At 71.9% G+C, this 26,111-nt stretch carries 19 protein-coding genes and 1 pseudogene; 10 read left to right on the top strand and 10 right to left on the bottom strand.

The genetic code is table 11. The features are described 5' to 3' along the window. Window positions 1-63: 63 nt before the first annotated feature. Both QF030_RS26715 and QF030_RS26710 read left to right on the top strand, forming a co-directional pair. Entirely contained in the window at window positions 64-576 is a 513-nt protein-coding gene (locus QF030_RS26715; protein WP_307165144.1) for a SigE family RNA polymerase sigma factor, read from the top strand. A 109-nt stretch (window positions 577-685) separates the two neighbouring features. After that, window positions 686-1,936: a hypothetical protein gene (locus QF030_RS26710; RefSeq protein WP_307165143.1), complete on the top strand. Its 1,251-nt coding sequence runs from the start codon at window positions 686-688 to the stop codon at window positions 1,934-1,936. Window positions 1,937-2,056: 120 nt separating this feature from the next. Here the strand turns inward: QF030_RS26710 and QF030_RS26705 are convergent, their stop codons facing one another. After that, window positions 2,057-3,394, bottom strand: coding sequence for an Nramp family divalent metal transporter (locus QF030_RS26705; protein WP_307165142.1), 1,338 nt, complete (start codon window positions 3,392-3,394; stop codon window positions 2,057-2,059). A gap of 278 nt (window positions 3,395-3,672) precedes the next feature. Between QF030_RS26705 and QF030_RS26700 the strand changes: the two genes are divergently transcribed. Next, window positions 3,673-5,043, top strand: coding sequence for a M14 family metallopeptidase (locus QF030_RS26700; protein ID WP_307165141.1), 1,371 nt, complete (start codon window positions 3,673-3,675; stop codon window positions 5,041-5,043). Here QF030_RS26700 and QF030_RS40775 read toward each other — a convergent pair. The 5 genes from QF030_RS40775 to QF030_RS26675 form a co-directional block, all read right to left on the bottom strand. Next, window positions 5,040-5,690: a hypothetical protein gene (locus QF030_RS40775; protein WP_307165140.1), complete on the bottom strand. Its 651-nt coding sequence runs from the start codon at window positions 5,688-5,690 to the stop codon at window positions 5,040-5,042. The two genes, QF030_RS26700 and QF030_RS40775, sit on opposite strands and share 4 nt — an antisense overlap. Before the next feature lie 65 nt (window positions 5,691-5,755). After that, the gene (locus tag QF030_RS26690; protein ID WP_307165139.1) at window positions 5,756-7,234 is read right to left on the bottom strand and encodes a GntP family permease; all 1,479 of its coding nucleotides are present in this window, start codon (window positions 7,232-7,234) and stop codon (window positions 5,756-5,758) included. 196 nt (window positions 7,235-7,430) lie between these two features. Further along, a complete protein-coding gene (locus QF030_RS26685) occupies window positions 7,431-7,841 on the bottom strand; it encodes a RidA family protein (RefSeq protein ID WP_307165138.1) in 411 nt (136 codons plus the stop codon). Between the two features lie 7 nt (window positions 7,842-7,848). Beyond that, complete coding sequence (locus QF030_RS26680; RefSeq protein WP_307165137.1) at window positions 7,849-8,616, bottom strand: IclR family transcriptional regulator; 768 nt, start codon at window positions 8,614-8,616, stop codon at window positions 7,849-7,851. After that, window positions 8,613-9,656, bottom strand: coding sequence for a sugar kinase (locus QF030_RS26675; RefSeq protein ID WP_307165136.1), 1,044 nt, complete (start codon window positions 9,654-9,656; stop codon window positions 8,613-8,615). Before QF030_RS26675 ends, QF030_RS26680 begins: the two co-directional genes overlap by 4 nt. A gap of 171 nt (window positions 9,657-9,827) precedes the next feature. Between QF030_RS26675 and QF030_RS26670 the strand changes: the two genes are divergently transcribed. Continuing rightward, on the top strand, window positions 9,828-11,102 hold the full coding sequence (locus QF030_RS26670; protein WP_307165135.1) for an amino acid deaminase: 1,275 nt from the start codon (window positions 9,828-9,830) through the stop codon (window positions 11,100-11,102). Between the two features lie 11 nt (window positions 11,103-11,113). Continuing rightward, window positions 11,114-12,739, top strand: coding sequence for an N-acyl-D-amino-acid deacylase family protein (locus QF030_RS26665; protein WP_307165134.1), 1,626 nt, complete (start codon window positions 11,114-11,116; stop codon window positions 12,737-12,739). 27 nt (window positions 12,740-12,766) lie between these two features. Here QF030_RS26665 and QF030_RS26660 read toward each other — a convergent pair whose 3' ends face one another. Both QF030_RS26660 and QF030_RS26655 read right to left on the bottom strand, forming a co-directional pair. Further along, entirely contained in the window at window positions 12,767-13,678 is a 912-nt protein-coding gene (locus QF030_RS26660) for a S1 family peptidase (protein WP_307165133.1), read from the bottom strand. A 142-nt stretch (window positions 13,679-13,820) separates the two neighbouring features. Further along, on the bottom strand, window positions 13,821-14,465 hold the full coding sequence (locus QF030_RS26655) for a hypothetical protein (RefSeq protein ID WP_307165132.1): 645 nt from the start codon (window positions 14,463-14,465) through the stop codon (window positions 13,821-13,823). A 124-nt stretch (window positions 14,466-14,589) separates the two neighbouring features. Here QF030_RS26655 and QF030_RS26650 point away from each other — a divergent pair, with 124 nt between their 5' ends. Beyond that, window positions 14,590-15,801: a pyridoxal phosphate-dependent aminotransferase gene (locus QF030_RS26650; protein WP_307165131.1), complete on the top strand. Its 1,212-nt coding sequence runs from the start codon at window positions 14,590-14,592 to the stop codon at window positions 15,799-15,801. 76 nt (window positions 15,802-15,877) lie between these two features. Next, window positions 15,878-16,318 carry an SCO4983 family protein gene (locus QF030_RS26645; protein WP_307165130.1) on the top strand — a complete coding sequence of 147 codons (441 nt, stop codon included), beginning with the start codon at window positions 15,878-15,880 and terminating at the stop codon, window positions 16,316-16,318. Window positions 16,319-16,761: 443 nt separating this feature from the next. Here QF030_RS26645 and QF030_RS26640 read toward each other — a convergent pair whose 3' ends face one another. Beyond that, complete coding sequence (locus QF030_RS26640) at window positions 16,762-18,585, bottom strand: phosphoenolpyruvate carboxykinase (GTP) (RefSeq protein ID WP_307165129.1); 1,824 nt, start codon at window positions 18,583-18,585, stop codon at window positions 16,762-16,764. Window positions 18,586-18,899: 314 nt separating this feature from the next. Between QF030_RS26640 and trhA the strand changes: the two genes are divergently transcribed. Both trhA and QF030_RS26630 read left to right on the top strand, forming a co-directional pair. Further along, complete coding sequence (gene trhA / locus QF030_RS26635) at window positions 18,900-19,613, top strand: PAQR family membrane homeostasis protein TrhA (protein WP_307165128.1); 714 nt, start codon at window positions 18,900-18,902, stop codon at window positions 19,611-19,613. 260 nt (window positions 19,614-19,873) lie between these two features. Next, window positions 19,874-20,600: pseudogene (locus tag QF030_RS26630) on the top strand (Mut7-C RNAse domain-containing protein). A 60-nt stretch (window positions 20,601-20,660) separates the two neighbouring features. On the opposite strand, the gene QF030_RS26625 reads toward QF030_RS26630, so the two are convergent. Beyond that, window positions 20,661-22,706: a thioredoxin domain-containing protein gene (locus QF030_RS26625; RefSeq protein ID WP_307165127.1), complete on the bottom strand. Its 2,046-nt coding sequence runs from the start codon at window positions 22,704-22,706 to the stop codon at window positions 20,661-20,663. A gap of 166 nt (window positions 22,707-22,872) precedes the next feature. On the opposite strand from QF030_RS26625, the gene QF030_RS26620 reads away from it, so the two are divergent. Then, a complete protein-coding gene (locus QF030_RS26620; protein WP_307165126.1) occupies window positions 22,873-26,073 on the top strand; it encodes a tetratricopeptide repeat protein in 3,201 nt (1,066 codons plus the stop codon). The last annotated feature ends 38 nt before the right edge of the window (window positions 26,074-26,111 follow it).

The following is a 26,111-nucleotide window of genomic DNA, read 5'->3' as shown; positions in this document are numbered from 1 at the left end:
TCACGCGCTCCACCGCATTAGTGGGGTGAGGACAGCACGGCAGCCGACACAGGGGGAACATTCATGAGGCAGGCCGCCCGCGCGGACGAGTACGCCGAGTTCGCCGCGGCGCGTACCGGCCACCTCTACCGGTCGGCGTGTCTGCTCACCGCCGGGGACACGCACCTCGCCGAGGACCTGGTCCAGGAGACCCTCGGCAGGCTCTACGTGCGCTGGGGGCGGGTGTCCCGGGTCGACAACCCGGCGGGGTACGCGCAGACCGTCCTCACCCGCGCGTTCCTCGCCCACCAGCGGCGCCGCAGCAGCCGCGAGCGGGCCGTGGAGAAGCTCCCGGACGTGGCCGACGGCGACGGCACCGACACACCGTTGCGGCTGACCCTGATGCAGGCGCTCGGGCGGCTGCCCGCCAAGGACCGGGCGGTCGTGGTCCTGCGGTACTGGGAGGACCGCTCGATCGAGGAGACCGCGGGCGCGATGAACGCGAGTTCGGCGGCCGTGCGGACGCGGTGCACACGAGCGCTGGGACGGCTGCGGGAACTGCTGGGCGAGGACATCTCCGAGTACGCCCGCCCCTGAGAACGGCCGCTGAGACCTGAGATCGGCCCCGGACAACGGCCCACGAGAACACCGCCACCCGCCTCCTCACTCCGACTTCACTCCAAGCCCGTAGAAACGGTGGTTCACCATGCCCGCAGACCAGCACGGCGATCCCTTCGAGAACCGTCTCTCCGCCGCCCTGCGCCAGGCGGGCGGGACCTTCGACTCCCCCCGCACCGGCCTCTCCACCGCCGGGGCGGCGCGCGGCCGGCGCATGCAGTTGCAGCGCCGCGCCACGATCGCGGGAAGCACGGCGGCCCTCGCCCTCGTGGGGGTGGGCGGGGCGCTGCTCGTGCCGTGGGACGGTGCGCCCGCCCCACGGCCCTCCTCCGTCGCCGCGACCGGCAGCGGCACGAAACCCGCCTACTCCGCCGACGACGTGGTCCGCACGCTCCAGAAGCTGCTGCCCAAGGGGAAGTTCGGCAGGACGGCGGCGCGCGGCACGGGTGAAGGCCTGCCCCCGCTCGCGGTGGGCGTGTTCGACGACGGCAAGGGCGAGGGGTCCGTCTCGGTGGGGCTCGACCGGATCCCGGCGGACGCGGGCGAGGTCAATCCGTCCGCCGCCGTGATGCCCTGCCCGGACGGTGAGCAGACGGGCCTCGACAGCTGCCGGACCGAGCTGCTGTCCGACGGATCCGCGCTCACCGTCTACCAGGGCTACGAGTATCCCGACCGCCGCGAGGACACCAAGGCGTGGGGCGCGGACCTGGTCACCCCGGCCGGGCACCATGTGAGCGTCGTCGAGTGGAACGCCGCCGCGGAGAAGGGGAAGCCGGTCAGCCGTCCGGAACCGCCGCTGACCACCGCACAGCTGAAGACCCTGGCCACGGCCGCCGAATGGCGGCGGATCATCGCCGCCGTCCCCGAGGAGTCGGTGAAGCCGGCCCCCTCGGCTCCCCGGGCCGAACCGGACGTCCCGTCCCGGCGGATGCTCTCCGTCCTGCGGATGACGCTCCCCGAGAAACTGAAGATCGTCTCGAGCGGCGGCCAGGAGGGCTTCGCCTACGCCGTCGTGGACGACGGCAAGGGGGAGAGCTACCTCCAGGTCAACCTCCAGCTGAACATGTCCGACGCCGCCGGCCGGCTCTACGGCTCCGACGCCGAGACCCTGCCCGACGGCACCCGCGTCGCCACCCGCCAGGGGCCCGGCGAGAAGGGCGGCGAGGGGGTCGTGATGTGGACCGCCGACACGATGCGCAGCGACGGCAGGCGCGTGGTGATCAGCGCCTTCAACGCGAGCAGCCAGTCGACGGCCGCCACCCGCCCGGCGCCCCCGCTCACCGTCGCCCAGCTGCGGAAGATCGCCCTCAGCCCGGACTGGGACGTCCTCGGGGGCTGAGGGCGGGGAACACGAACGGCCCGGCCCCGGGGCCGGGCCCCCGCCGGCACGTCGGGTTCCGAGGGCCCGGACCCGCCGCTCGACCGGCCGCCCGGAGGTGGTCCCGCGCGAACGGGCCGGTCAGAAGAACTCCGACCACGGCTGGTCCCAGATCTGCTTGACGCACAGCACCAGGAACAGCAGTCCCGCCAGCGCCAGCATCGCGTTGCTCAGCGGTCCGTTGCGCCACTCACCGGGCGTTCGGGAGGAGTTGAGCAGCCACAGGAGCGTCCCGGCCAGGAACGGCAGGAAGGCCGCGCCCAGCACGCCGTACAGGATGATCAAGCGGAACGGCTGGCCCTGGAAGAGCAGCACGATCGGCGGGAAGGTCAGCCACAGCAGATAGGCGCGGAAGGGCCAGGAACGCTCCCGCTCGCCGGAGGCGACCTCCGCCCCGCTCGCGTCGCCGCGGCCCCGGTAGCGGGCCACGAAGTCGGCGAACATCAGGCTCACGCCGTGCCAGACGCCGATCAGGGAGGTGAAGGAGGTGGCGAAGAAGCCGATCAGGAAGAACTTGGCGGTCGCCGTGCCGTACTTCGCCTCCAGGATGTCGCTCAGCTGGACGAGCCCCTTGTCGCCGCTCGCGATCGCCACGTTCGCGGAGTGCAGCAGCTCCGCGCCGACGAAGAGCATGGCGACGACGAAGACGCCCGTCGTCACGTACGCGACCCGGTTGTCGAGCCGCATCACCTTCATCCAGCCGGTGTTCGTCCAGCCCTTGGCGTTGACCCAGTAGCCGTACGCCGCGAGGGTGATCGTGCCGCCGACGCCGCCGATCAGGCCGAGGGTGTTGAGGACGGAGTCCTTCTCGTCCGGCAGGACCGGGAGGAGGCCCGCGAAGGCGTCACCGAGGTGGGGGGTGACCCGGACCGCCAGGTACACCGTCACCACGAACATGACACCCACCAGGACCGTCATGACCTTCTCGAAGACGGCGTACTTGTTGAACCAGACGAACACCAGGCCCACGAGGCCGCAGGCGACGGCCCACGCCTCGAGGTCCATCACGTCCGGGAACAGCGCCTGGAGGGGCAGCGCGCTCGACGACATCGCCGCCGCGCCGTAGACGAAGCCCCAGACGATCACGTAGACGACGAAGAACCACGTCGTCCAGCGGCCGAGGCTCGCCCAGCCGTCGAAGAGGGTGCGGCCGGTGGAGAGGTGCCATCGGCCGGCCGCCTCGGCCAGCGAGATCTTGACCAGGCAGCCGACGACCGCCGCCCAGAGCAGGGTGTAGCCGAAGTTGCTGCCGGCGATGAGGGTGGCCACCAGGTCACCGGCGCCGACGCCGGTGGCGGCGACGACGATGCCGGGGCCGATGTACTTCCAACTGGACTTGCGAGGAGACGCGTTGTCGATGCCGGATGGTGCCTCGGTGTGCGTGGAGTTTCCCGTGGGGGGTCCCGTGGTGTCCGCCATGGAGGTCAAGAAAACCGAAAGTCGCCGCTCCGGCAAGGGTGCGTGCGGGATCTCCACCCGATGTGCTCACACTCCGTCAAACCTCGGATACCGGCCCACCGGCGCGGGCGCGGCTAAACTTCGCGGCCGGCCACTGTCGCATTCCGCATGATTTCGGCCATCGGCCTCTTGTCCACTCTTGACCTGCTCATGCCATACCCCGACGATGAGCGGCACCGCACCGCCGCACACAGCAAGCGCACAGCCCCCCACGACCCGGCTCCCCACAAGGAGAGTTCATGCGACTTCGCATTCGCGGCTCAGGCGCCGGCGCCACAAGCGCCCACCGCGGCAGGCGGACCACCGTCCTCGCCGCACTGCTCGCCCTCGCTCTCGCCGCGCCGGTCTCGGCGACGGTCACCGACGCCGCGGCGGGCAGCGCCCCGAAGGCGGCGCCCTCCGCCGACGACATCCGCCAGTACGAGATCCACGTCCACCACAGCACCCCCCACATGCGCACCGCGATCGCCGCCTCCGGGGTGAGCGTCGACGAGGCCGACGAGGAGACCGTCGTGGTCTCCGGCCGCGCGGACCAGGTGAGAAAGCTGCGCGCGCAGGGGTACGAGGTCTCGCCTCTGGGGTCGGCGCCGGACCGGGCCGCCGAGGACGAGGTACGGCTCTTCGACTTCCCGACCGCCGACTCGAAGTACCACAACTACGCCGAGATGACGACGGAGATCGACCAGCGCATCGCCGCCTACCCGGGCATCATGAGCAAGCGGGTCATCGGCAAGTCGTACCAGGGCCGGGACATCGTGGCCGTCAAGATCAGCGACAACGTCGCCACGGACGAGGCCGAGCCGGAGGTGCTGTTCACCCACCACCAGCACGCCCGCGAACACCTCACCGTGGAGATGGCGCTGTACCTGATCCGTGAGCTGGGGGCCGGCTACGGATCCGACTCCCGGGTCACCGGCATGGTCAACGGCCGCGAGATCTGGATCGTCCCCGACCTCAACCCGGACGGCGGCGAGTACGACATCGCCACCGGCTCGTACCGCTCCTGGCGCAAGAACCGGCAGCCCAACTCCGGTTCCTCGTACGTCGGTACGGATCTCAACCGGAACTGGAACTACAAGTTCGGCTGCTGCGGCGGCTCTTCGGGGTCCACGTCCTCCGAGACCTACCGGGGCGCGGCCGCCGAGTCCGCGCCCGAGGTGAAGGTCGTCGCCGACTTCGTGCGCGGCCGGATCGTGGGCGGGAAGCAGCAGATCACCGCCGGGATCGACTTCCACACGTACAGCCAGCTGGTGTTGTGGCCGTTCGGCTACACGAGCGCGGACACGGCCACCGGGATGACCGCGGACGACAACGCCGCGTTCAAGGCCGTCGGGCAGAAGATGGCCGCGAGCAACGGGTACACCCCGGAGCAGTCCAGCGACCTGTACATCACCGACGGGTCGATCGACGACTACCTCTGGGGTACGCAGAAGATCTTCTCGTACACCTTCGAGATGTATCCGTCGTCCGCTTCCGGAGGAGGGTTCTACCCGCCCGACGAGATCATCGAGCGGGAGACCTCCCGCAACCGGGACGCGGTGCTTCAGCTTCTCGAGAACGCGGACTGCATGTACCGCTCCATCGGGAAACAGACCCAGTACTGCGTCTAGTCGGCGTCCTTGACGTCGGCGTCCTTGACGTCGGCGTCCTTGACGTCGGCGTCCTTGACGTCGGCGTCCTTGACGTCGGCGTCCTTGGCCTCGGCGCCCGCTTCGGCTTCGGCTTCGCCGTCCTCGAAGTAGGCGTCGAGGACCGCGTCCAGCTGGTCCTCCCACTCCTTGAAGCGGGACCTGGCCGTCGCCTCGATCTCGATCGGGTACCAGCGGCGGTCAGGGGTGTGCACCGTGACGGTGAACCGCTTGCCGAAGCGCGGCGTCTCGGTCTCGACCGCGCCGATCTCGTCCCAGCGGAACTCGCACGACTCCTCGTCGAGGCGGAGCCGGACGCCCTTGGCGTCGGCGGCGATCCGCGCACGGCGGTCGGAGGCCTCGAAGACGGGACCCTCGACGGACTCGGCGGAGTCGTCCGGTTCTTCGGACCCGTCGGACGTGCCCGGCTCCGCCGACGCGTCCGGGCGCTCCGACGCCGCTGACTCCCCCTTCCCCGCCTCCGGCTCGACGGCGTCCACGCCGCCGTCCTCGTCCGGCCGTTTGTCCTCCGGCTCCGCGGTCACGGGCGACGTGAGCCCGGGGATGAATGCCGGGTCGAACCCGGCGCCCTCCAGGGGCTGGCTGCTCGAACCTATGCGCTGCTCCACAGCGGGCAGTATGGTCGAAGATCCTGTGCCGGACACAGTCAGCCCCTGACTTCGTTACCGGAGCCCTACACGAAGAGGCTCATTCCGGCCGCCATCACGAAGCCGGCCACCGACAGCACCGTCTCCAGCACGGTCCAGGTCTTCAGGGTGTCGCGCTCGCTGATGCCGAAGTACTTGGCCACCATCCAGAACCCGCCGTCGTTGACGTGCGAGGCGAAGATGGAGCCCGCGGAGATGGCCATGATGACGAGGGCCACGAAGGCCTGCGAGTGGTCGCCCTCGGCGAGCAGCGGCGCCACGATGCCCGCCGTCGTCACGATCGCCACCGTCGCCGAGCCCTGCGCGACCCGCAGCACCACCGAGATCAGGTAGGACAGGACGATCACCGGCAGGCCCACGTCGTTGAAGGTGTCCGACAGCGCCTGGGCCACCCCGCTGGCCTTCAGGACGGCGCCGAAGATCCCGCCCGCGCCGACGACCAGCAGGATGTTGCCGACCGGCTTCAGCGAGGCCGTCGAGACCGTCTCCAGCGACTTGCGGGACCAGCCCCGCCGGATGCCGAGCAGGTAGTAGGCGAGGAGCAGGGCGATGGTCAGCGCCACGAACGGGCTGCCGAAGAACTCGATCACCGAGCGGAGCGTGGACGGGTCCAGCGCGATCGACGAGAACGTGGCGGCGAGGATCAGCACCAGCGGCGTACCGATGATCCCGAGGACCGTGCCCAGCGGCACCGGGTCCTCGCGCGGGACCACGCCCTGCGCCCGCTGCTCCTCGACGACCGCCCGCTTGGCCTCCGCCGCCGCCTCGACCATGTCCTGCGGGACGGCGACGAAGATGCGGCGGCCGACCCACGCCGAGAACGCCCAGGCCGCCAGCACGGCCGGGATCCCGCAGACGACACCCATGAGGATGACCCAGCCGAGGTCGACGTGCAGCAGGCCGGCGGCCGCGACCGGGCCGGGGTGCGGGGGCAGGAACGCGTGGGTCATCGACAGACCCGCGAGCAGCGGAAGGCAGTACAGCAGGATCGACCGGCCGCCCCGCTTGGCGGCCGCGTAGACGATCGGGGCCAGCACGAAGATGCCGACGTCGAAGAAGACCGGGATGCCGAAGATCAGGCCGGTCAGGCCCATGGCGAGGGGCGCCCGCCGCTCGCCGAACACGCCGAGCAGCCGGGAGGCCAACACCTCGGCGCCGCCGCTGACTTCGAGGACCGCGCCGAGCATCGTGCCCAGGCCGATGATGATCGCGACATGGCCGAGGATGCCGCCCATCCCGGACTCGATGGTGGAGACGGCGTCCGAACGCTGGACGGTGCCGAAGAGTTCGGTCACCGACAGACCGGCCAGCAGGCCGACGGCTATGGAGACCGCGAGGAGGGCCACGAAGGGCTGGATCCTGACCTTGATGATCAGGAAGAGGAGAAGGGCGATACCGAGGGCGGCGACCGTCAGCAGGCCTGCGGTGCCGTCGATGAGGAGAAGCAGTCCGCCGGTGTGGGGTGGGGCCTCGGCGGGGGTGGATGCCGCGAGCGGAAGGGGCATTCGGGGGTCCTCTGCTGGGGTTCACGGTGCTTTCGGGCAGGGGGGATCGCGGCACGGCGTCCCCGGCGAAAGGGGACGCCGCGCCGTGAGGCGGTGCGGTGTGCGGAAGTGCGGGAGGTGACGGAGCGCCGGCCTGGGCGGGGTCGCCGGGGTGGTCGGCCGGCGGGTCAGCCGAACCGCCGGCCGGGCGGGCGGGTCAGCCGAGGACGGCGAGCGCGTCGATCTCGACCAGGAGCCCGGCCGGCAGGCCGACGTAGACCGTCGTGCGGGCCGCGGGCGGGGCGGTGAGGGCCTGCTCCCCGAAGTAGTCGTTGTAGAGCGTGTTGAACTCGGCGAAGTGCGCCGTGTCCGTCAGGTAGACGCGGATCATCATCACGTCGTCCCAGCGCGCGCCGCCCTCCTCGAGGATCGCCTTGACGTTGGCGAGGGTCTGGAGGGTCTGCTCGCGCAGGGTGGGGCCCGCGGGCGTCGGCGGCCTGCCCTCTTCGGCGGGCAGGAAGCCGACCTGGCCCGCGACCTGGAGGATGTTGCCCTTCCGTACCCCGTGCGAGAACCTCGCGGGCGGGGTGGTGTGGGTCTTGGGGGTGAGGGCGGTCTTCTCGGTCATGCCGGGCTCATTCCTTCGGGGCTTCCTTGATCGGGGTCCTGCCGGAGTACTCGCCGCTGATGGCGTCCGCCGTGCGGCGCACCAGCGGGAGCAGGGTGAGGAGTTCCTCGGCGGTGACGACGACGTTCGGCGCGGAGACCGACATCGCGGCGACCACCCGGCCGTCGGCGCCCCGGATCGGCGCGGCGGCACAGTTGATGGACTCCTCGTGGCCACCGAGGTCGGTGGCCCAGCCCTGTTCGCGCACCTTTTCCAGCTCGCGCAGGAAAGCCTGCGCGTTGGGGGTCGAACGGGCCGTGTAGAGGGGGTAGTCGAGCTTCTCCGCGATCACCCGCCGCTCGGGCTCCGGCAGGTCGGCGAGGAGCAGCTTGGCGACGGCGGCGACCGTGATGGCGACGGGTTTGCCGATCCGTGAGTACATCCGCACCGGGTAGCGGCTCTCCACCTTGTCGATGTAGAGCACCTCGCCCTCCTCGTAGACGGCGAGGTGCACGGTGTGCCCGCAGGTCTCGTTCAGGCGGGCCAGGTGCGGATGGGCGATCTCGCGGATGTCGAGGTTCTCCATCGCCTCCTGGGCGAGGGCGAAGAGGCGGGCGCCCAGGCGGTAGCGCTGGTCGGACTGGCGGTAGACGAGGCCGTGCTCGTGCAGGGTGCGCAACAGCCGCAGGGCCGTCGATTTGTGCACGCCGAGGCGGTCGGCGACCTGTCCGAGGTCGGCGGGGCCCTCGGCGAGCAGCGGCAGGATGCTCAGCGCTCGGTCGACGGTCTGGCTCATGGGGTGGGTACCTCCTCGTCGGCCCGTTCTTCGGCGTGTGTCCAGCCGGGGCCGAGTCGAAGTCTCCCCCACGCGGCGTCGTCGAGGGCCGCGAGCCGGTCGGCGTGGTCGCGGGAGGGCGGTACGGCGAGGTCGCCGGGGACGGTGAGGGCGGCGGCGGCCATGAGGTGCCCGTGCCGGAGGCGGTCGCGCACGGGCAGCCCGCGCAGGGTGGCGGAGAGGAATCCGGCGGCGAAGGCGTCCCCTGCGCCGACGGCGGCGACGACGTCGACGTGCGGGGCGGGGACGTGCAGGACGCGCCCCTGGTCGAAGACGGTCGCCCCGAGCGCCCCTTGCTTGACGACGAGTACCTCCGGGTCGGGGAACGCGGTCCGTACGGCGTCGACGCCGTCCAGGCCCCACACCTCGGCCGCCTCGTCCTCGCCCACGAACACCAGGTCGGCGCCGCGGGCCAGTTCGAGGAGGACCTGCGGGCTGTTGCCGTCCGTCCACAGCCGGGGCCGGTGATTGACGTCGAAGGAGACGAGGGGCCGGCCGGGCCGGTGGGCCGTCAGTTCCCGCAGCAGTCCGAGGCAGTCCGCGGACAGGGCCGCGGTGATCCCGGTGAGGTGCAGCACCCGGCCGGCCCGTGCCGCGTCGAGGCCGACGGTGTCGAGGGACATCGCGGAGGCGGCCGAGCCGGTCCGGTAGTAGGCGACCTCGTGCGCGTCGGTGGCCCGGTCGCCGGCGGTGCGGAAGTAGACGCCGGTCGGACGGTCGGGATCCCGGCGCACCGAGGTCACGTCGACGCCGTAGGAGCCGATGGTCTCGACGAGATGGTCGCCGAACCCGTCCGCCCCCACCCGGCTGATCCAGCGCACCGCGTGTCCGGACGCCGCCAGCGCACAGGCCACGTTGGACTCGGCGCCGCCGATGCCGCGGTCGAAGGACGGGACGTCGGCGAGGCGGCCGGGCCGGGAGGGCAGGAAGGTGACCATGGACTCGCCGAGCGCGACGACGTCCACGGCGTCGGGGGCGTTGCAGGGTCCGGTGGCGGTCACGATCGTCTTGGCTCCTGTGCTGGTGCGGGCGAGTGAAGCGAGATGGGGGTCCCCCCGGCCGAAGGCTGGGGGGGCTCCGTTGACCCGGCGTTGGGCGAGATGTTAGACAGCAGTAAGCGATATACGCAATGGACGTTGCAGCTTGCGCAACGCTCCTGATCAGGAGGTTCCATGAGTACCGAGGCACTCGAGGCGCTCGCCCGACTGGCCGGGGAACGCGTCGACCACCGCTTCAAGGGCCTCCCGCCGGACGCCGACGGCCTCACCGTCGGCGAACTGGCCGCCCAGCGCCGCAATCTCTTCACCGACGGCTTCGCGACCCCCGTGCTGGCCCTCTCCGCCGAGCGCCTCGAGCACAACCTCGCCCTCATGGAGACCTACGCGACCCGCCACGGTCTCGCCTTCGCCCCGCACGGCAAGACCTCCATGGCCCCGCAGCTCTTCCGGCGCCAGCTCGACCACGGCGCCTGGGGCATCACCCTCGCGGTCCCGCACCAGGTGCGGGTGGCCCGGGCGTACGGCGTCCGGCAGATCTTCCTCGCCAACGAACTGGTGGACCCGGCCGCCCTGCGCTGGATCTCCGCGCAGCTCGACGCCGACCCCGCCTTCCGCCTCGTCTGCTACGTCGACTCGGTGCGCGGCGTCGAGCTGATGGACGCCGCCCTGCGCGGCGCCGGGCGCCCCCTGGACGTCGTCGTCGAACTGGCCGCGGGCGACGGCGCCCGCACCGGGGTCCGCACGGAGGCGGAGTGCGCGGCGGTCGCGGACGCGGTGGCCGCCGCGCCGACGCTGCGGCTGGTCGGGGTCGCGGGCTACGAGGGCGAGGTCCCGCGGGCCGACCCGGAGCGGGTGCGGGCCTGGCTGCACCGCCTGGTCGCCCTCGCCGCCGCGTTCGACGAGGCGGGACGGTTCGCGGGCGCCGAGGAGATCGTCGTCAGCGCGGGCGGCAGCGCCTGGTTCGACACGGTCGCCGAGGTCTTCGCCCGGATCCCCGGACTCTCCCTGCCGGTACTGAAGCTGCTGCGCTCCGGCGCGTACGTCTCGCACGACGACGGCCACTACCGCAAGCTGACCCCGTTCAACCGGGTTCCCGAGGAGGGCGCGCTGGAGCCCGCGTTCCGCCTGTGGACCCAGGTCGTCTCCCGCCCCGCCCCCGACCAGGCGTTCGTCAACGCGGGCAAGCGGGACGCGGCCTACGACCTGGACCTGCCCTTCGCCCAGGTGATCCGCCGCGACGGCACGGAACGCCCGGCCACCGGTGTCACGGTGACCGCGCTCTCCGACCAGCACGCCTGGCTGCGCACCGACGCCGAGGCGGACCTCGAGGTCGGCGACTGGGTCGGCCTGGGCCTCTCCCACCCCTGCACGTCCTTCGACAAGTGGCCGCTGATCCCGCTGGCCCAGGCGGACGGCACCGTCGTCGACTACATCCGCACGTTCTTCTAGGGAGTGGGACCGTGGAAGACCTCGTCATCCGGGACGCGGACGTCGTCGACGGCACCGGCGCCGACTCCTACCGCGCGGACGTGCTGATCGACGACGGCAGGATCGTCTCGATCGTGAAGGAGGCGGCGGCCGCCGGCTGCCAGCGCCCGAAAGCGGTACGGGAGCTGGACGCGGAGGGCCTGGTCCTCTCCCCCGGCTTCATCGACATGCACGCCCACAGCGACCTCGCGCTGCTGCGCGACCCCGACCACAGCGCGAAGCTCGCGCAGGGGGTCACCCTGGAAGTCCTCGGCCAGGACGGACTGTCGTACGCCCCGGTCGACGATCCCACCCTCGAAGGGGTCCGCCGGGCCATCACCGGCTGGAACGGGTACGGCGACGACCTCGACCTCGACTGGCGCTCGGTGGGCGAGTACCTGGACCGCCTGGACCACGGTTTCGAGGGCCGGGGCATCGCCGTCAACGCGGCCTACCTCATCCCCCAGGGCACGGTCCGCGCCCTGGTCGTCGGCTGGGAGGACCGCCCGGCCACCGACCGGGAACTGGACCGGATGCGCCGGCTGGTCGCGGAGGGGCTGGAACAGGGCGCCGTCGGCCTGTCCTCCGGGCTGACGTACACGCCCGGCATGTACGCCCGAGGCGCCGAACTGACCGAACTGTGCCGGGTGGTGGCCCGCTACGGCGGCTACTACTGCCCGCATCACCGCAGTTACGGGGCCGGCGCCCTGGAGGCGTACGCGGAGATGGTCGAGCTGACCCGCGAGGCGGGCTGTCCGCTCCACCTCGCCCACGCCACCATGAACTTCGGCGTCAACGAGGGCCGTGCCCCGGAGCTCCTGGCCCTGCTGGACGAGGCCCTGGACTCCGGCGCCGACATCACCCTCGACACCTACCCCTACACCCCCGGCTGCACGACCCTCGCGGCCCTGCTGCCCAGTTGGGCGAGCGAGGGCGGACCGCAGGAGGTCCTGCGCCGCCTCGCGGACGACGACGCGGCCGCCCGCATCCGCCACGACCTGGAGGTGACCGGCGCGGACGGCTGCCACGGGGTGCCGGTGGACTGGGACACGATCGAGATCTCGGGCGTGGGCGACGAGCGGCTGGCGGACCACGTGGGCCGCACGGTCCACGCGTCGGCCCTGCTGCGCGGCGAGGAACCCTGGACGACGGCCCGCCGCCTGCTCCTGGAGGACCGGCTGGCCCCGACGATCCTCCAGCACGTCGGCCACGAGGAGAACGTCCGCACGATCATGCGCCACCGCGTCCACACGGGCGGCTCGGACGGCGTCCTGACGGGCGCCAAGCCGCATCCGCGGGCGTACGGCACGTTCCCGCGCTATCTCGGCCACTACGTGAGGGAGGCGGGGATCCTGTCCCTGGAGGAGTGCGTGGCCCACCTGACCGGCCGCCCGGCGGCCCGCCTGCGCCTGCCGGACCGGGGCCTGGTCCGCGAGGGCCACCGCGCCGACCTGGTGCTCTTCGACCCGGCGACGGTGGCGGCGGGCGCCACCTACGAAGCTCCCCGCACCCCGCCCACCGGCATCCCGCATGTCCTGATCGACGGCCGTTTCGTCATCGAGGACGGCCGCCGCACGGACGCGCTGGCGGGACGGGCGGTCCGTCGCAGTCCCGTGTGACGGAACGCCGCGCCCGGTGGCCCGGCCCTACGGCTTGGGCAGGGTGCAGGCGCTCGCGCTCAGGTTGAGCTGGTTGCCGGTCGTGAAGCAGGCCGGGATCAGGTAGGTCTCCTGGGCGTAGTTGATGCCCTGGCGGACGGTGACGTTGCCGCTCGCGTCGACCTCACAGGGGTTGTTCTCCGTGCAGCGCGCGCCGTCCTCGTTGCCGGTGTTGTTGACGGCGACGACCTTGCCGGTGGACTGGTCGATCACCGGCGAGCCGGAGGTGCCGCCGATGGTCTGGCAGGCGGAGGTGTAACGGACCGAGTCCTTCCAGGTCCAGTCGCCCTCCTTGAGGCGGTACACGAACCCGTCGATGTTGCAGCTGTAGAGCCGCTTCCAGTAGCCGGACGCCACGGTGATGGCGGTGCCGGCGGTCGGGTGGGTGTCCTGCACGGTCAGTGCGGAGATCCCGTACGCGTTCTTGATCGTGGCGTACGTGCTGGTGAGCTGGTAGATCGAGACGTCCGTGTCGGTCATCGTCCCGTAGGCCAGCTTGCTGGCGCGCAGGGTCGCGACCCGGGTGCCGGCGGAGTTGAGCAGGCTGAAGGTGCGGCTGGAGGCCTGGTTGACGAGCACCTCGCCGGGCTCCGGGAAGCCGGTCGACAGGCAGTGGCCGTTGGAGAGCACCAGCGCCGGGTCGGTGTCCAGGGAGTTCGGGAAACGGACGACCGAGCCGGAACAGTTGCTGAGCGCGACGGTCCCGGCGAGGTTGACGGCCCGCAGCGTCGGCGCGGCGGTCCTGGTGTCCGCCTTGGCCGCGATCGCGGAAGCCGAGGCCGAGGCCGAGGCCGTGGAAGCCGTCGCGGGCTTCGCGCTGACCGGCGCGGCGACCGCGGGTGCCGCACCCGCTCCGGCGATGGCCAGGGCGAAGAAGGCGGCAACGAGAGGCTTTCTCATGTGGGGGTCCCCTCTTACGACGAGGCGACCGGAGATCTTCCGGCCGCCCGTTGTTTTTGTCATGCGCATTGTTAGTGCATGAAGAGGAGAGGACAAGGGTCGCTTTTCAGCCGCGCCCGCCGGGGCTCACGGACGGCCCGGCCTACCTTCCCCCTTTGCCCGACCCGCGCCCCTTTCCGGAGTGGCCCTTTTCGGACGCGGGCCCGGACGCGGGTGCGGAGCCGGATCCGGAGGCCGAAACGGAGGGCGCGGCGCTCGCCGACCGGCTCGCGGCGACGGCCGGCGACCCGGCCGAGGGCGTCTCGGACGCCGAACCCTGCGAGGACGGCGCCGTGGCGTCCGGAGCGGCCGGCGCTGACTCCGCGGGCCCAACAAATCCGCTGGCGGCCGGGGCCGGGCCGTCCGCGGGGCTCGCCGTGCCGTCCGGCGCCGAGCGCGTTCCTCCCTGCCCGCCCTGCCGCCCGCCGGCCGGATCCCCGGAGAAGGACAGGCCCGCCACCACCGCGGCGAGCGCCACCGCCCCGACCGCGCCGGCGGCCAGCGCTCGGCGTGCGTACCGGCCGCCCGGCCGCCGCGCGGCACGCCGGCGGTCCGCGCGGCCGCCCGGCTCACTCTCCCGAGGGGAAGGGACCCGGGGCAGCTCGGCCGTCTCGTCGTACGCGTTCTCCCACCCGTGGGCGGCCGCCGGATCGGCGTACCGCTCGTACGAGGACGGATCGGTCTCGGCGTACGGGTGGTACACCATCGGCCGCACCGGGGGCACTCCACTCTCACCTGACCTGGACATGCCGCGGATTGTAGGGACAGGAGCGGCTGCTGGGACAGTCGCCGCCGATAACCACCCAAACCACCCGTCTCGCGTGGTGGAAAACACCCTCCGATACGCGTTACCGGGCCGTAAGCTCCCAGGCATGCAGGTGATCCAGTCGACCAAGCTAGCCAACGTCTGTTACGAGATCCGGGGTCCGGTTCTCGAGGAGGCGATGCGCCTGGAAGCGGCTGGTCACCGCATCCTCAAGCTGAACACCGGCAACCCGGCCGCCTTCGGCTTCGACTGCCCGCCGGAGATCCTGGAGGACATCCTCCGCAACGTCTCGACGGCACACGGCTACGGCGACGCGAAGGGCCTGCTGGCCGCGCGCAGGGCCGTCGTGATGCACAACCAGACCCTCGGCATCGAGACGGACGTCGAGCACGTCTTCATCGGCAACGGCGTGTCAGAGCTGATCGTCATGGCGATGCAGGGCCTGCTGGACGACGGTGACGAGGTGCTCGTACCGGCGCCCGACTACCCCTTGTGGACCGCGGCCGTCTCGCTCTCCGGCGGCACCGCCGTGCACTACCGGTGCGACGAGCAGGCGGACTGGATGCCCGACCTCGCGGACGTCGAGCGCAAGGTCACCGACCGCACCAAGGCGATCGTCATCATCAACCCGAACAACCCGACGGGCGCGGTGTACGACGAGGCGATGGTCCGGGGGCTGACGGACATCGCGCGCCGCCACAACCTCCTGGTCTGCTCGGACGAGATCTACGACAAGATCCTCTACGACGGAGCCACGCACACCCCGACCGCCAAGGTCGCCCCGGACCTGCTCACCCTCACCTTCAACGGCATGTCGAAGGCGTACCGGGTGGCCGGCTACCGGGTCGGCTGGATGGCCATCTCCGGTCCGCGCGCGCACGCCGACTCCTACATCGAGGGTCTGACGATCCTGGCGAACATGCGCCTGTGCGCGAACATGCCGGGCCAGCACGGCGTCGTGGCCGCGCTCAGCGGGCGTCAGACGATCAAGGACCTGGTACTGCCGGGCGGGCGGCTCAAGGAGCAGGTGGACACGGCGTACGAACTGCTGACGCAGATCCCGGGCGTGACGTGCGTCCGCCCGAAGGGCGCGCTCTATCTCTTCCCGCGCCTGGACCCCACCGTCTTCAAGATCAAGGACGACCGGCAGATGGTCCTCGACCTGCTGCGCCAGGAGAAGATCATGGTCGTCCAGGGCACCGGCTTCAACTGGCCGGAGCCGGACCACTTCCGGGTCGTCACCCTGCCGACGGCGACGGACCTGCGGGACGCGGTGGGCCGGATCGCCCGCTTCCTGGACGGCTACAGCCAGCCGTAGCCGCGGTTCTGTGACAGCTCAACTTTAGACGAAATCTAAGCTAGGATGGTTTCCTGACAGCACAGGAGGCCATCCTATGTACGAGCCGATCCGCACCCCCGCTTCCCGTGGGTCCGCCCCCACCACGATGGCCGGCACCCCCTCGGACTTCCCCCACCGCTCGCGCGAGGAGGAGCTGGACATCCAGCTCGCAGCTCATCTCGCGGCGCTGCTCGCCGTCACCGACGAGCTGCGCGCGGCCGCGCCGTCCGCCGACCTGGACGCCGCGGCCTCCCGGCTCGCGCAGCGGGTGACCCGGTTGCGGGGAGGGCGGACGCCGGTCCGCTCCACCCTCGCCGCCGACCCGGCGGGCCCGCTCCTCACGGCCCTGCACGAGCGGGCGCACGCCCTGGCGGGCCGCGCCCTCCTCGTCGCCGCGTCCCGCGCGGACACCGCGTCGGCGATCCTGGCGGCCCAGCGCATGGACGCGCACGCCGCCGCCCTGGTGGAGCAGCAGGAACTGAGCGCCGCCGGCTGAACCCCCTCACCGGGGCCACCCTCCCGGTGAACACCCTCCCCGGCGCCACCCCTGGCCGGGGCTTCCCCTCCGGGGACCCTGAACGGCCCCGGTCCGCGTGCACCCGCAGCGACGCGCGGACCGGGCGCCATCTTCTCCGTACCGGCCGAGGGACACGCAGGCCGGACGCCAGGAAACACGCGCCCGTTACTCGGAAGACCGCTCGCCGCGGCCGACTCCGGGGCGCGGGGAACCGAGCGACCGGCCACGACGCACCGCACCCTCACCCGGGAACCACAGAGCGAAGGTCTGTCGTCCGCGTCCCCGTCGGGGCGGACGGGACGCGGACGACAGACCCAGAGCCGCGCACGCCGTTGTACGCGGCCTCGCCGCATCGCACCGCGGCCGGCCGTGACGATCACTGGTCAGGGCACATCCGTGCCGGCCGCGGAGTTTCGGGGGCGTCAGCCCAGGCGCCGCACCAGCGCGCGGTACTCGTCCCACAGTTCCTTCGGGGTGTGCTCACCGAAGGTGTTGAGGTGCTCGGGGACCAGGGCGGCCTCCTCGCGCCACACCTCCTTGTCCACGGTGAGGAGGAACTCCAGGTCGGAGTCGGCCAGTTCGAGGCCCTTGGTGTCGAGGGCGTCCTTGGTCGGCAGGATGCCGATCGGGGTCTCGACGCCTTCCGCCTTGCCCTCCAGGCGCTCCACGATCCACTTCAGGACGCGGCTGTTCTCGCCGAAGCCGGGCCAGACGAACTGACCCGCCTCGTTCTTGCGGAACCAGTTGACGTAGTAGATCTTCGGGAGCTTCGACTGGTCCTTGCCCTTGGCGACGTCGACCCAGTGGCCCATGTAGTCGCCCATGTTGTAGCCGCAGAACGGCAGCATGGCGAAGGGGTCGCGGCGCAGCTCGCCGACCTTGCCCTCGGCGGCGGCGGTCTTCTCGGAGGCCACGTTGGCGCCGAGGAAGACGCCGTGGTTCCAGTCGAAGGACTCCGTCACGAGCGGGACCGCGGAGGCGCGCCGGCCGCCGAAGAGGATCGCCGAGATCGGCACGCCCCTGGGGTCCTCCCACTCGGGCGCGATGATCGGGCACTGCGCGGCGGGAACGGTGAAGCGGGCGTTGGGGTGGGCGGCGGGGACGCCGGAGTCCGGCGTCCAGTCGTTGCCCTTCCAGTCGGTGAGGTGGGCGGGAGTCTCCTCCGTCATGCCTTCCCACCAGATGTCGTTGTCGTCGGTGAGGGCGACGTTGGTGAAGACCGAGTTGCCCCAGAGCGTCTTCATCGCGTTGGCGTTGGTGTGCTCACCGGTGCCGGGCGCGACGCCGAAGAAGCCGGCCTCGGGGTTGATCGCGTACAGGCGGCCGTCCTCGCCGAAGCGCATCCAGGCGATGTCGTCACCGATGGTCTCGACGGTCCAGCCGGAGACGGTGGGCTCCAGCATGGCGAGGTTGGTCTTGCCGCAGGCGCTCGGGAAGGCGGCGGCGACGTACTTCGACTCGCCCTGCGGCGGGGTCAGTTTGAGGATCAGCATGTGCTCGGCGAGCCAGCCCTCGTCGCGTGCCATGACGGACGCGATGCGCAGGGCGTAGCACTTCTTGCCGAGCAGGGCGTTGCCGCCGTAGCCGGAGCCGTAGGACCAGATCTCGCGGCTCTCGGGGAAGTGTGAGATGTACTTGGTCTGGTTGCAGGGCCACGGGACGTCCGCCTCGCCCTCGGCCAGCGGCGCTCCGAGCGTGTGCACGGCACGCACGAAGAAGCCGTCGGTGCCGAGCTCGTCCAGCACCGGCTGTCCCATCCGGGTCATGGTGCGCATGGACACGGCGACGTAGGCGGAGTCGGTGATCTCGACGCCGATCGCGGAGAGGTCGGAGCCCAGCGGGCCCATGCAGAAGGGGACGACGTACATCGTGCGGCCGCGCATCGAGCCGCGGAACAGCCCCTTCTCACCGGTGAAGATCTCCCGCATCTCGGCGGGCGCCTTCCAGTGGTTGGTCGGGCCGGCGTCCTTCTCCTGCTCGGAGCAGATGAAGGTGCGGTCCTCGACGCGGGCGACGTCGGTGGGGTCGGAGGCGGCGTAGTAGGAGTTCGGGCGCTGGACCGGGTCGAGCCGTTTGAAGGTGCCCTTCTCGACGAGCTCGTCGCACAGTCGCTCGTACTCGGCCTCGGATCCGTCACACCAGACCACGTTGTCCGGCTGCGTCAGTTCGGCGATCTCGTTCACCCAGGAGACGAGTTCCTGGTGGTGGGTGGGGATGACGGGGGGAGCCGCGATGTCGCGCGCCACGATTGCTCCTAAATGAGGGATTTTTTGTTTGGAGGCCCCGTGGGGGCTGCGACCCGGATGCTTCGGATGATGACCTTGGCGCTCATCCGGTGTCGACCGCACTCATTTGATCATCCGATGCTACCGCCCATATGTCCAGAGGGCCTCACAGGTGAGCGGAGTGAGGATGGCCACGTGTAGACGCGGCGCTTTGCGTCCACCTGACGTTCAGCCGACGGCCCCTTGACCCGGGTGCGTGAGATGATGGCCACTCTTCGCCGTTCGGCGCGCCGGCCTGATCCGCAACCTACGGTTCCGTAGGTACGATTCGGCGCATGACTGCGCCCGTCCCCGATGCTCCGACGGACACGCCGGCCGCCGGCCGTGGTCCCGTCCCGCTCTCCCTGCCGCACCCGGTCAAACCCAAGCTCCGCGGCTGGCTGCACCTCGGAATGTTTCCCGCCGCACTCGTCGCGGGCCTCGTGCTCACCGCCCTCGCCGACTCCACCCGCGGCCGCATCGCCTGCGGCATCTACGCCCTCACCGCGTGCCTGCTGTTCGGCGTGAGCGCCCTCTACCACCGGGGTGACTGGAACGCGCGCATGGACGGCATCCTGCGCCGGCTCGACCACGCGAACATCTTCCTGATCATCGCGGGCACCTACACACCGCTCACCCTGCTGCTCCTGCCGGAGTCGAAGGGACAGTGGCTGCTGTGGAGCATCTGGGCCGCGGCGGTCGCGGGCATCGTCTTCCGCGTCTTCTGGGTCGGCGCCCCGCGCTGGCTCTACACCCCGTGCTACATCGCGATGGGCTGGGCGGCCGTCTTCTTCCTGCCGGACTTCATGCGGGCGGGCGGCATCGCCGTCATGGTCCTGGTGATCGTCGGCGGGCTCCTCTACAGCGCCGGCGGCGTGATCTACGGCATCAAGCGTCCCAACCCGTCACCGCGCTGGTTCGGCTTCCACGAGGTCTTCCACTCCCTGACCCTCGCCGCGTTCGTCGTGCACTACGTCGGCATCTCCCTGGTGGCGTATCAGCACGGATGACGTCACTCCTCCGCCTCCTCCCGGCCACGGCTTCCGAGCCGTGGCCGTCTTTCATGGAGGAAGACGGCCGAGGGTCGACAGACGGCATCTTCCGAGAGCGACTTCCACACGTGTCCCGGTTGCGCGTCCCGTGCCGCGGTGACGACGGCCACCGCGACGACTGCGCCGCCCTCCCCGACGGCACCCCGGACGTCCCGGCACACGGCCCGGACACCGAAAACCGCTCAGCTCCCGTCCCTTCCCCATGCCATCCTGGCCGGGTGCACTCACTCGAGATCCGCGTCGAAGTCGCCCCGGCGCTGGCCCTGTTCGTCCCGCACGCGCGGCGCGCGGGAGCGACCGCGCTCGCCGTCGACGGCATCTCCACCCTCGGCCATGTCGTCGAGTCGCTCGGAGTGCCCCTCACGGAGGTCGGCACCCTGCTCGTCGACGGCCGTGCGGTACCGGTCTCGCACATCCCCGCCGCGGGCGAGTCGGTGACCGTCCGCCCGGTGGCCCGCCCCCAGCGGATCCCGGGAGCCCCGCTGCGCTTCCTCCTCGACGTCCACCTGGGCACCCTGGCCCGCGCGGATGCGCCTGCTCGGCGTGGACACGGCGTACGAGTCGACCGACATCGGCGACCCCGCGCTCGCCACCCGCTCCGCGGCCGAACAGCGCGTCATGCTCAGCCGGGACCGGGGCCTGCTGCGGCGGCGCGAACTGTGGGCGGGCGCGTACGTCTACAGCACCGACCCCGAGGAGCAGCTCCGCGACGTCCTCGACCGGTTCGCGCCCGAACTGCTCCCCTGGACGAGGTGCACCGCCTGCAACGGCCTGCTGCGCAAGGCCACCAAGGAGGAGGTCGCCGACCAGCTGCGCCACGGCACGCGGCAGTCGTACGACGTGTTCGCGCAGTGCCTGTCCTGCGGACGCGCGTACTGGAAGGGCGCGCACCACGAGCAGCTGGTCGCCATCGTGGAGCGCGCCCTGGCGGAGTTCCCGGGATAGGGCCCGGCCCCTGCCCCGATCACCCTCCCCGCACGCGAGGCCGCCCCACTTCCCGGGTTTTCAGCCGCTCACCACGGTGCCCAGCGCCGTGCGCAGCCGCTCCGGGTCGGTGGTCGGCGCGTCACACGTGAAGTTGCGGCAGACGTAAGCGGTCGGTTCACCGTTGATCGACGGCCGGTCGGCGAGCAACGGGAACTCCTCGCTCCCCGGGGTGCCGTACGCGACGACCGCTCCCGGGGCGGTGCCCAGAAGTGCCGTACGGTGCAGCGCCGCCGAGGCCGGATCAGCCCTGCCGGACGCGACCACGGCGACCTCGCGCGGCCCGTCGAGCAGCGCCTCGGCGACGGCGAGCCCCCACCCGATGAACCGCGGGACCCGCGGCCCGAGCGTCTTCACCACACCCAAAGCCCGCTCCGCCGCCGTGCGGTGGGGCTCCGATCCGGTGTGGGCGGCATAGCTCAGCAGCGCGCCGGCGGCGGCGCTCCAACCGGAGGGCACCGCGTTGTCGGTCGGATCCTGCGGGCGCCGGATGAGCCGCTCGGCGTCGGCCGCGGTGTCGTACAGCGCGCCGGACCCGGCGTCGACGAACCGGGCGAGGACGTGATCGAGCAGGAATCCGGCGAACTCCAGCCAGACGCCCTCCCCGGTGACGGAGGCGAGGGCGAGGAACCCCTCGGCGACGTCCGCGTAGTCCTCGAGCACCCCCGCGTTGGCCCCGGCCTGTCCGTCCTTGCTGGTACGGGCGATGCGGGCCTGCTCGTCGAGATGCAGCCGGACGAGGAGATCGGCGGCCCCGACCGCGGCCTCGACGAGATCCGGCCGGTCGAAGTAGGCGCCGGTCTCGGCGAGCGCGGCGATCGCGAGCCCGTTCCAGGCGGCGACGACCTTGTCGTCCCGGCCCGGGGCGGGCCGCCCGCCGCGCTCGCGCAGCAGCCGCTCCTTGATGCCGGCGATCCGCTCCGCGTCGAAGACCTCTTCCTGCTGCGGGAGCTGGAGGACGGAGGAACCGTGCTCGAAGGTGCCCTCCTCGGTGACGCCGAAGTAGCGGGCGGCGAGCTCGGCGTCCTGCGGCCCGAGCACCTCGGTGAGCTGGGCGGGCGTCCAGACGTAGTACACGCCCTCGACGTGCTTCCCGCTCCCGTCGTCGCTGTCGGCGTCGAGCGCGGAGGCGAAGCCACCCTGCTCGGTGCGCAGTTCGCGCACCATGAAGTCGGCGGTCTCCAGGGCGACCCGGCGCGCGAGCTCGCTGCCGGTGGCACGCCAGAGATGGGCGTACACCCGGCACAGCAGCGCGTTGTCGTACAGCATCTTCTCGAAGTGCGGCACGACCCAGTCGCGGTCGACGGAGTACCGGGCGAACCCGCCGCCGAGCTGGTCGTAGATCCCGCCCCTGGCCATCCGCTCACAGGTGTCCCCGGCCATCTGCAGGGCGCCCTCGGCGCCGGTCCGCGCGTGGTGGCGCAGCAGGAACTCGATCACCATCGACGGGGGGAACTTCGGCGCGCCGCCGAATCCGCCCCGCTGCGGGTCGTACTCCCGGGTCAGCCCCAGCAGCGCCTGCGACAGCTGTTGCTCACCGGGGGCCACGCCGTCCCCGTAGGAGATCTCCCGTCCCGCCAGATCCCGGACGATCTTCCCGGCGACCTCGGCCACCTCGTCCCGCCGCTCCGTCCACGCCTGCCGCACCCCCTCCAGCACCTGCCGGAAGGAGGGCATGCCCTGCCGGGGCGCGGGCGGGAAGTACGTCCCGAAGTAGAAGGGCTCGGCGTCGGGCGTCAGGAACACGGTCATGGGCCAGCCGCCCTGGCCGGTGGCCGCCTGCACGGCCTCCATGTAGACGGCGTCCACGTCGGGACGCTCTTCCCGGTCGACCTTGACGCTGACGAAGTGCTCGTTGAGGTGGTCGGCGGTCTCCTGGTCCTCGAAGGACTCGTGCGCCATCACATGGCACCAGTGGCAGCTCGAATATCCGACGCTCAGCAGCACCGGCACGCCCCGCCTGCGCGCCTCCTCGAAGGCCTCCGCCGACCAGGGCCACCAGTCGACGGGGTTGTCGGCGTGCTGGAGGAGGTACGGGGACGTCTCATGGGCCAGTCGGTTCGGCATGGGGTCCATCCTGCCGCAGTACCCCGCTCGTCCGACGTCAGGCGCCGCCGGGCGGTCACCGCCGCGCCGACGCCCGAGGCCCTCGCCCCCTCGCCCCCTCGCTTCGACGAGCCCCCCACCGCACACTTGACCAAGGAAAGCTGTGACCTCCGGAGGGGGACGGGACATGCGGGACGGTCATAGGGCGGAAGCCGAGCGGTTGTTGGCGCGGGCCGTGGAGGAGGAGGTGCGGCGTTCCGGCGGGCGCAGCGACCGGCAGGTGCTGATGACGCGGGCCCGCGGCGCGCTGGACGCCATGGCGCAGACGGCCGCCGAGGAGTACGAGGCGTATGCGCGGGCCCTGGAGAAGACGGAGGCGGGGCAGGTCACGTTCGGGCAGCGGTACGCGCGGGAGGGCGGGCGGACCCCCCTGCTGGTGGCGGGCGTTGCCGCAGTCACGACGGCGGTCGCGGACCTCGCGCTGGGCACCGGTCCGGGTACCGCGCTCGGCGCCGGGGTGGCCGTCGGGGTCGTCGGCGCCGCGGCGACCGTCGTGAAGGTGGCGGGGTCCCATCTGCCGGCGGCTCATCACCGGGCCGGGGAGGCGGGGCAGCCCGGCGGCGCCGAGCAACTGCGGCTGCAATGGCTCACCGCGCTGGAGGTGCGGGGCATCCGGCCGTTCCTGGACCAGCAGCGGATGCTGAGCGCGACGACCGGGCCGAAGAAGGCACCGGGACCGCAGCTGCGTGGCGCCGACAAGAGTGCGGCGGCGCGCGGACGGACCGTGCTGGCCCAGTCGTTCGGCCAGCTCCCGGAGCTGGTCGGCCCGTTCGCCGGGCGCCGGACGGAACTCGGGCAGCTTCGTCAGTGGGTGCAGGCGGCGCGCGCCGACACGCGGAGCCGGCCGACGGTCGTCGTGCTGCACGGGCCCCCCGGCAGCGGCCGCACCGCCCTCGCGGTGCGGGCCGCGCACGATCTGCGCGACCAGTTCCGCGGCGCCTGCGTGGTGGACCTGCGCGGCGACAGCGCGGAGGAGGCGCCACTGCCCACCCGGGACGCCCTGCTGCATCTGCTGAACCGGCTCGGCGCGCCCCGCGAGCAGCTCCTCTTCCGTGAGCGTGCCTCCGCGGACCAGCAGGTCAAACGGCTGTCCGAGCTGTACCAGCAGCATCTGACCGGCCTGCCGGTCACCGTGATCCTGGACGACGCCTCGGACCCGGAGCAGGTCCGCGCACTCGTGCCGGAACGCTCCGAAAGCCTGGTCCTGGTCACCGCCCGCAGCCCGCTGGAGCTGCCGGCCGAGCTGTCCGCGTGGGTGCACGAGCTGGCGGTGCGTCCCCTGGACGCGGCGGGCGCGGAGGAACTGCTGGACGCGGCCGCCCAGGACGCCTCGGGTCCGTACGACGCCGAATCCGCCGACCGGATACGGGAGTTGTGCGGCGGGCTGCCGCTGGCGCTGCGCGTCGTCGGTTCCTCGCTGGGCCCGCGCTCACCGCGCGCGCTGGCGGCGGACCTGGGGGTCTACGGCCCGGTGGAGCCCGTCGAGCGCGCCCTGTGGCTGCGCTACACCGACCAGCCGGACGTGACCCGCACGCTGCTGCGCCGGCTGGCCCTGGCCGGACGCGCCTCGCTCGGGACGGCCGCGGCGGCCGCGCTCCTGGCCACGGACCGCGCGGAGGCGACCCGGCATCTCACGGCCCTCGCCGACGCCGGCCTGGTCGACCACGTCCGCGGCGACCGCTACCGCCTGCACGACCTGGTCCGCGCCTTCGCCCAGGCCCGGCTCCTCGACGAGGAGGAACAGACCGAGCGCTCGGCGGCCCAGGAACGCCTGATCGTCAGCTACGCCGAGCTCGCCGACTCCGTGCTGCGGCTCGTCGACGGCAACATGTCGACCCGCTCGGACCGCTTCACCCCCCACGGTTTCACCTCCCTGGACGAGGCGCTGCGCTGGCTGGACGACGAATCGAGCTTCATCACGGCGACACTGCGGCACGCGGAGGGCGTGGCCCAGAACGCCGTACTGAGCCTGCTGGGCGCCCTGTGCGACTACTGCCTGCTGCGCGGCGACCTCTACCGGCTCGGTGAGATCAGCGAGCTGGCGCAGTCGGTCGGCCAGGACCTGCTCGTGCGGTCCGTGCAGTGGCGTACCGGCATCGCGGCCCGTCAGCTGGGCGAGCTGGACAAGGCCCGTACGACGCTCAGCTCGGTCGTCGACCTCTACCTCCAGGCCCACCACGACGCGGGCGCGGCGCGGGCCCTGTGCTCGCTGGGCATCACGCTGCACCACCAGGGTCAGCTGACGGAGGCGTCGGCGAAGCTGCGGGAGGCGATGGACCTCCAGGCCGCGCCCGAACTGGCCACGGACCGGGCTTGGACGATGCACGCCCTCGCCGCGGTGGAGCGCGACAGGGCGCATCTGGCCGAGGCCCTCGACCTGCTCACCCGCTCCCTGGTCCTGCACCGCGAGGGCGGCTCCGTGCACGGCGAGGCCTGGGCGCACTTCCAGCTGGGCCAGCTGAACCTGCGTCGCGGCGACGTCCCGCGGGCCGAGGCCGATCTGCGCGAGGCCCTCGACCTGTACGGCCGCACCCGCGACGTCCGCGGCGAGGCGTGGGCCCTGACCCAGCTGGCCCGGGCCCGGCTCGTCGCCGGGGATCCGGGCCCGGCGGCGGAGGACCTGCGCCGGGCGTCGGCGCGGCACCGGGACAACGAGGACGCGCGCGGTGAGGCCTGGACGGTGTACTACCTCGGCCTGGCTCTGGAGGAGACGGGCGACCTGGACCACGCCGTCCGCGAGCTGGAACGCTCCCGCTCGCTCTTCTCCCGCATGCGCGACGTCTACGGCCTGGCCTGTGCCCGCCACCACTCGGCCCGGGTGACCCGCGACCAGCGTGCGGCCCAGACCGGTTCGCTGCGCAACTCGGGCTTCGCCCGGCAGCTGCTGGTCGACGCGCGCACCGACTTCCAGCGCATCGGCGTCGCCCACGGCGAGGCCTGGACCTGCCTGGAGCTCGCGATCGTCGACGGGGGCAACGCCCGTACGCAGGCGGCGCTGGTCCTGTGCGACGAGGCGGCCGGCCTGTTCACGTCGTACGGCGACCGGCGCGGCGAGGACTGGGCCCGCTTCCTGCGCTGCACCCTGCTGCCGTACGCCGCCCCGGGCGGGGTCGAGGTCGGCACGGCGGTGGCCCAGGAGGAACTGGCCCAGCTGGCCCGGGCCGACCACCCCCTGCGCGACTCCCGGCTGACCGAGTGCCTGGAGGCCTACGCCCTGCTGCTGGAACGCGGCATCCGCCTGGAATCCGGCTGGCAGGCCTGGCACCTGGGCCTGGTACCGAGCCGACATGGCCGGGAGATCATGGGAGTGCCCTTGAACGAGGGATAGCCGGCGCACGGCGAGCGGCGAGCGGCGAGGGCCATGGT

Source organism: Streptomyces rishiriensis, from assembly GCF_030815485.1.
Classification (GTDB): Bacteria; Actinomycetota; Actinomycetes; order Streptomycetales; family Streptomycetaceae; genus Streptomyces; species Streptomyces rishiriensis_A.
Note: the sequence above shows the minus strand (reverse complement) of the source record. Positions and strands in the feature narration are given on the sequence as shown.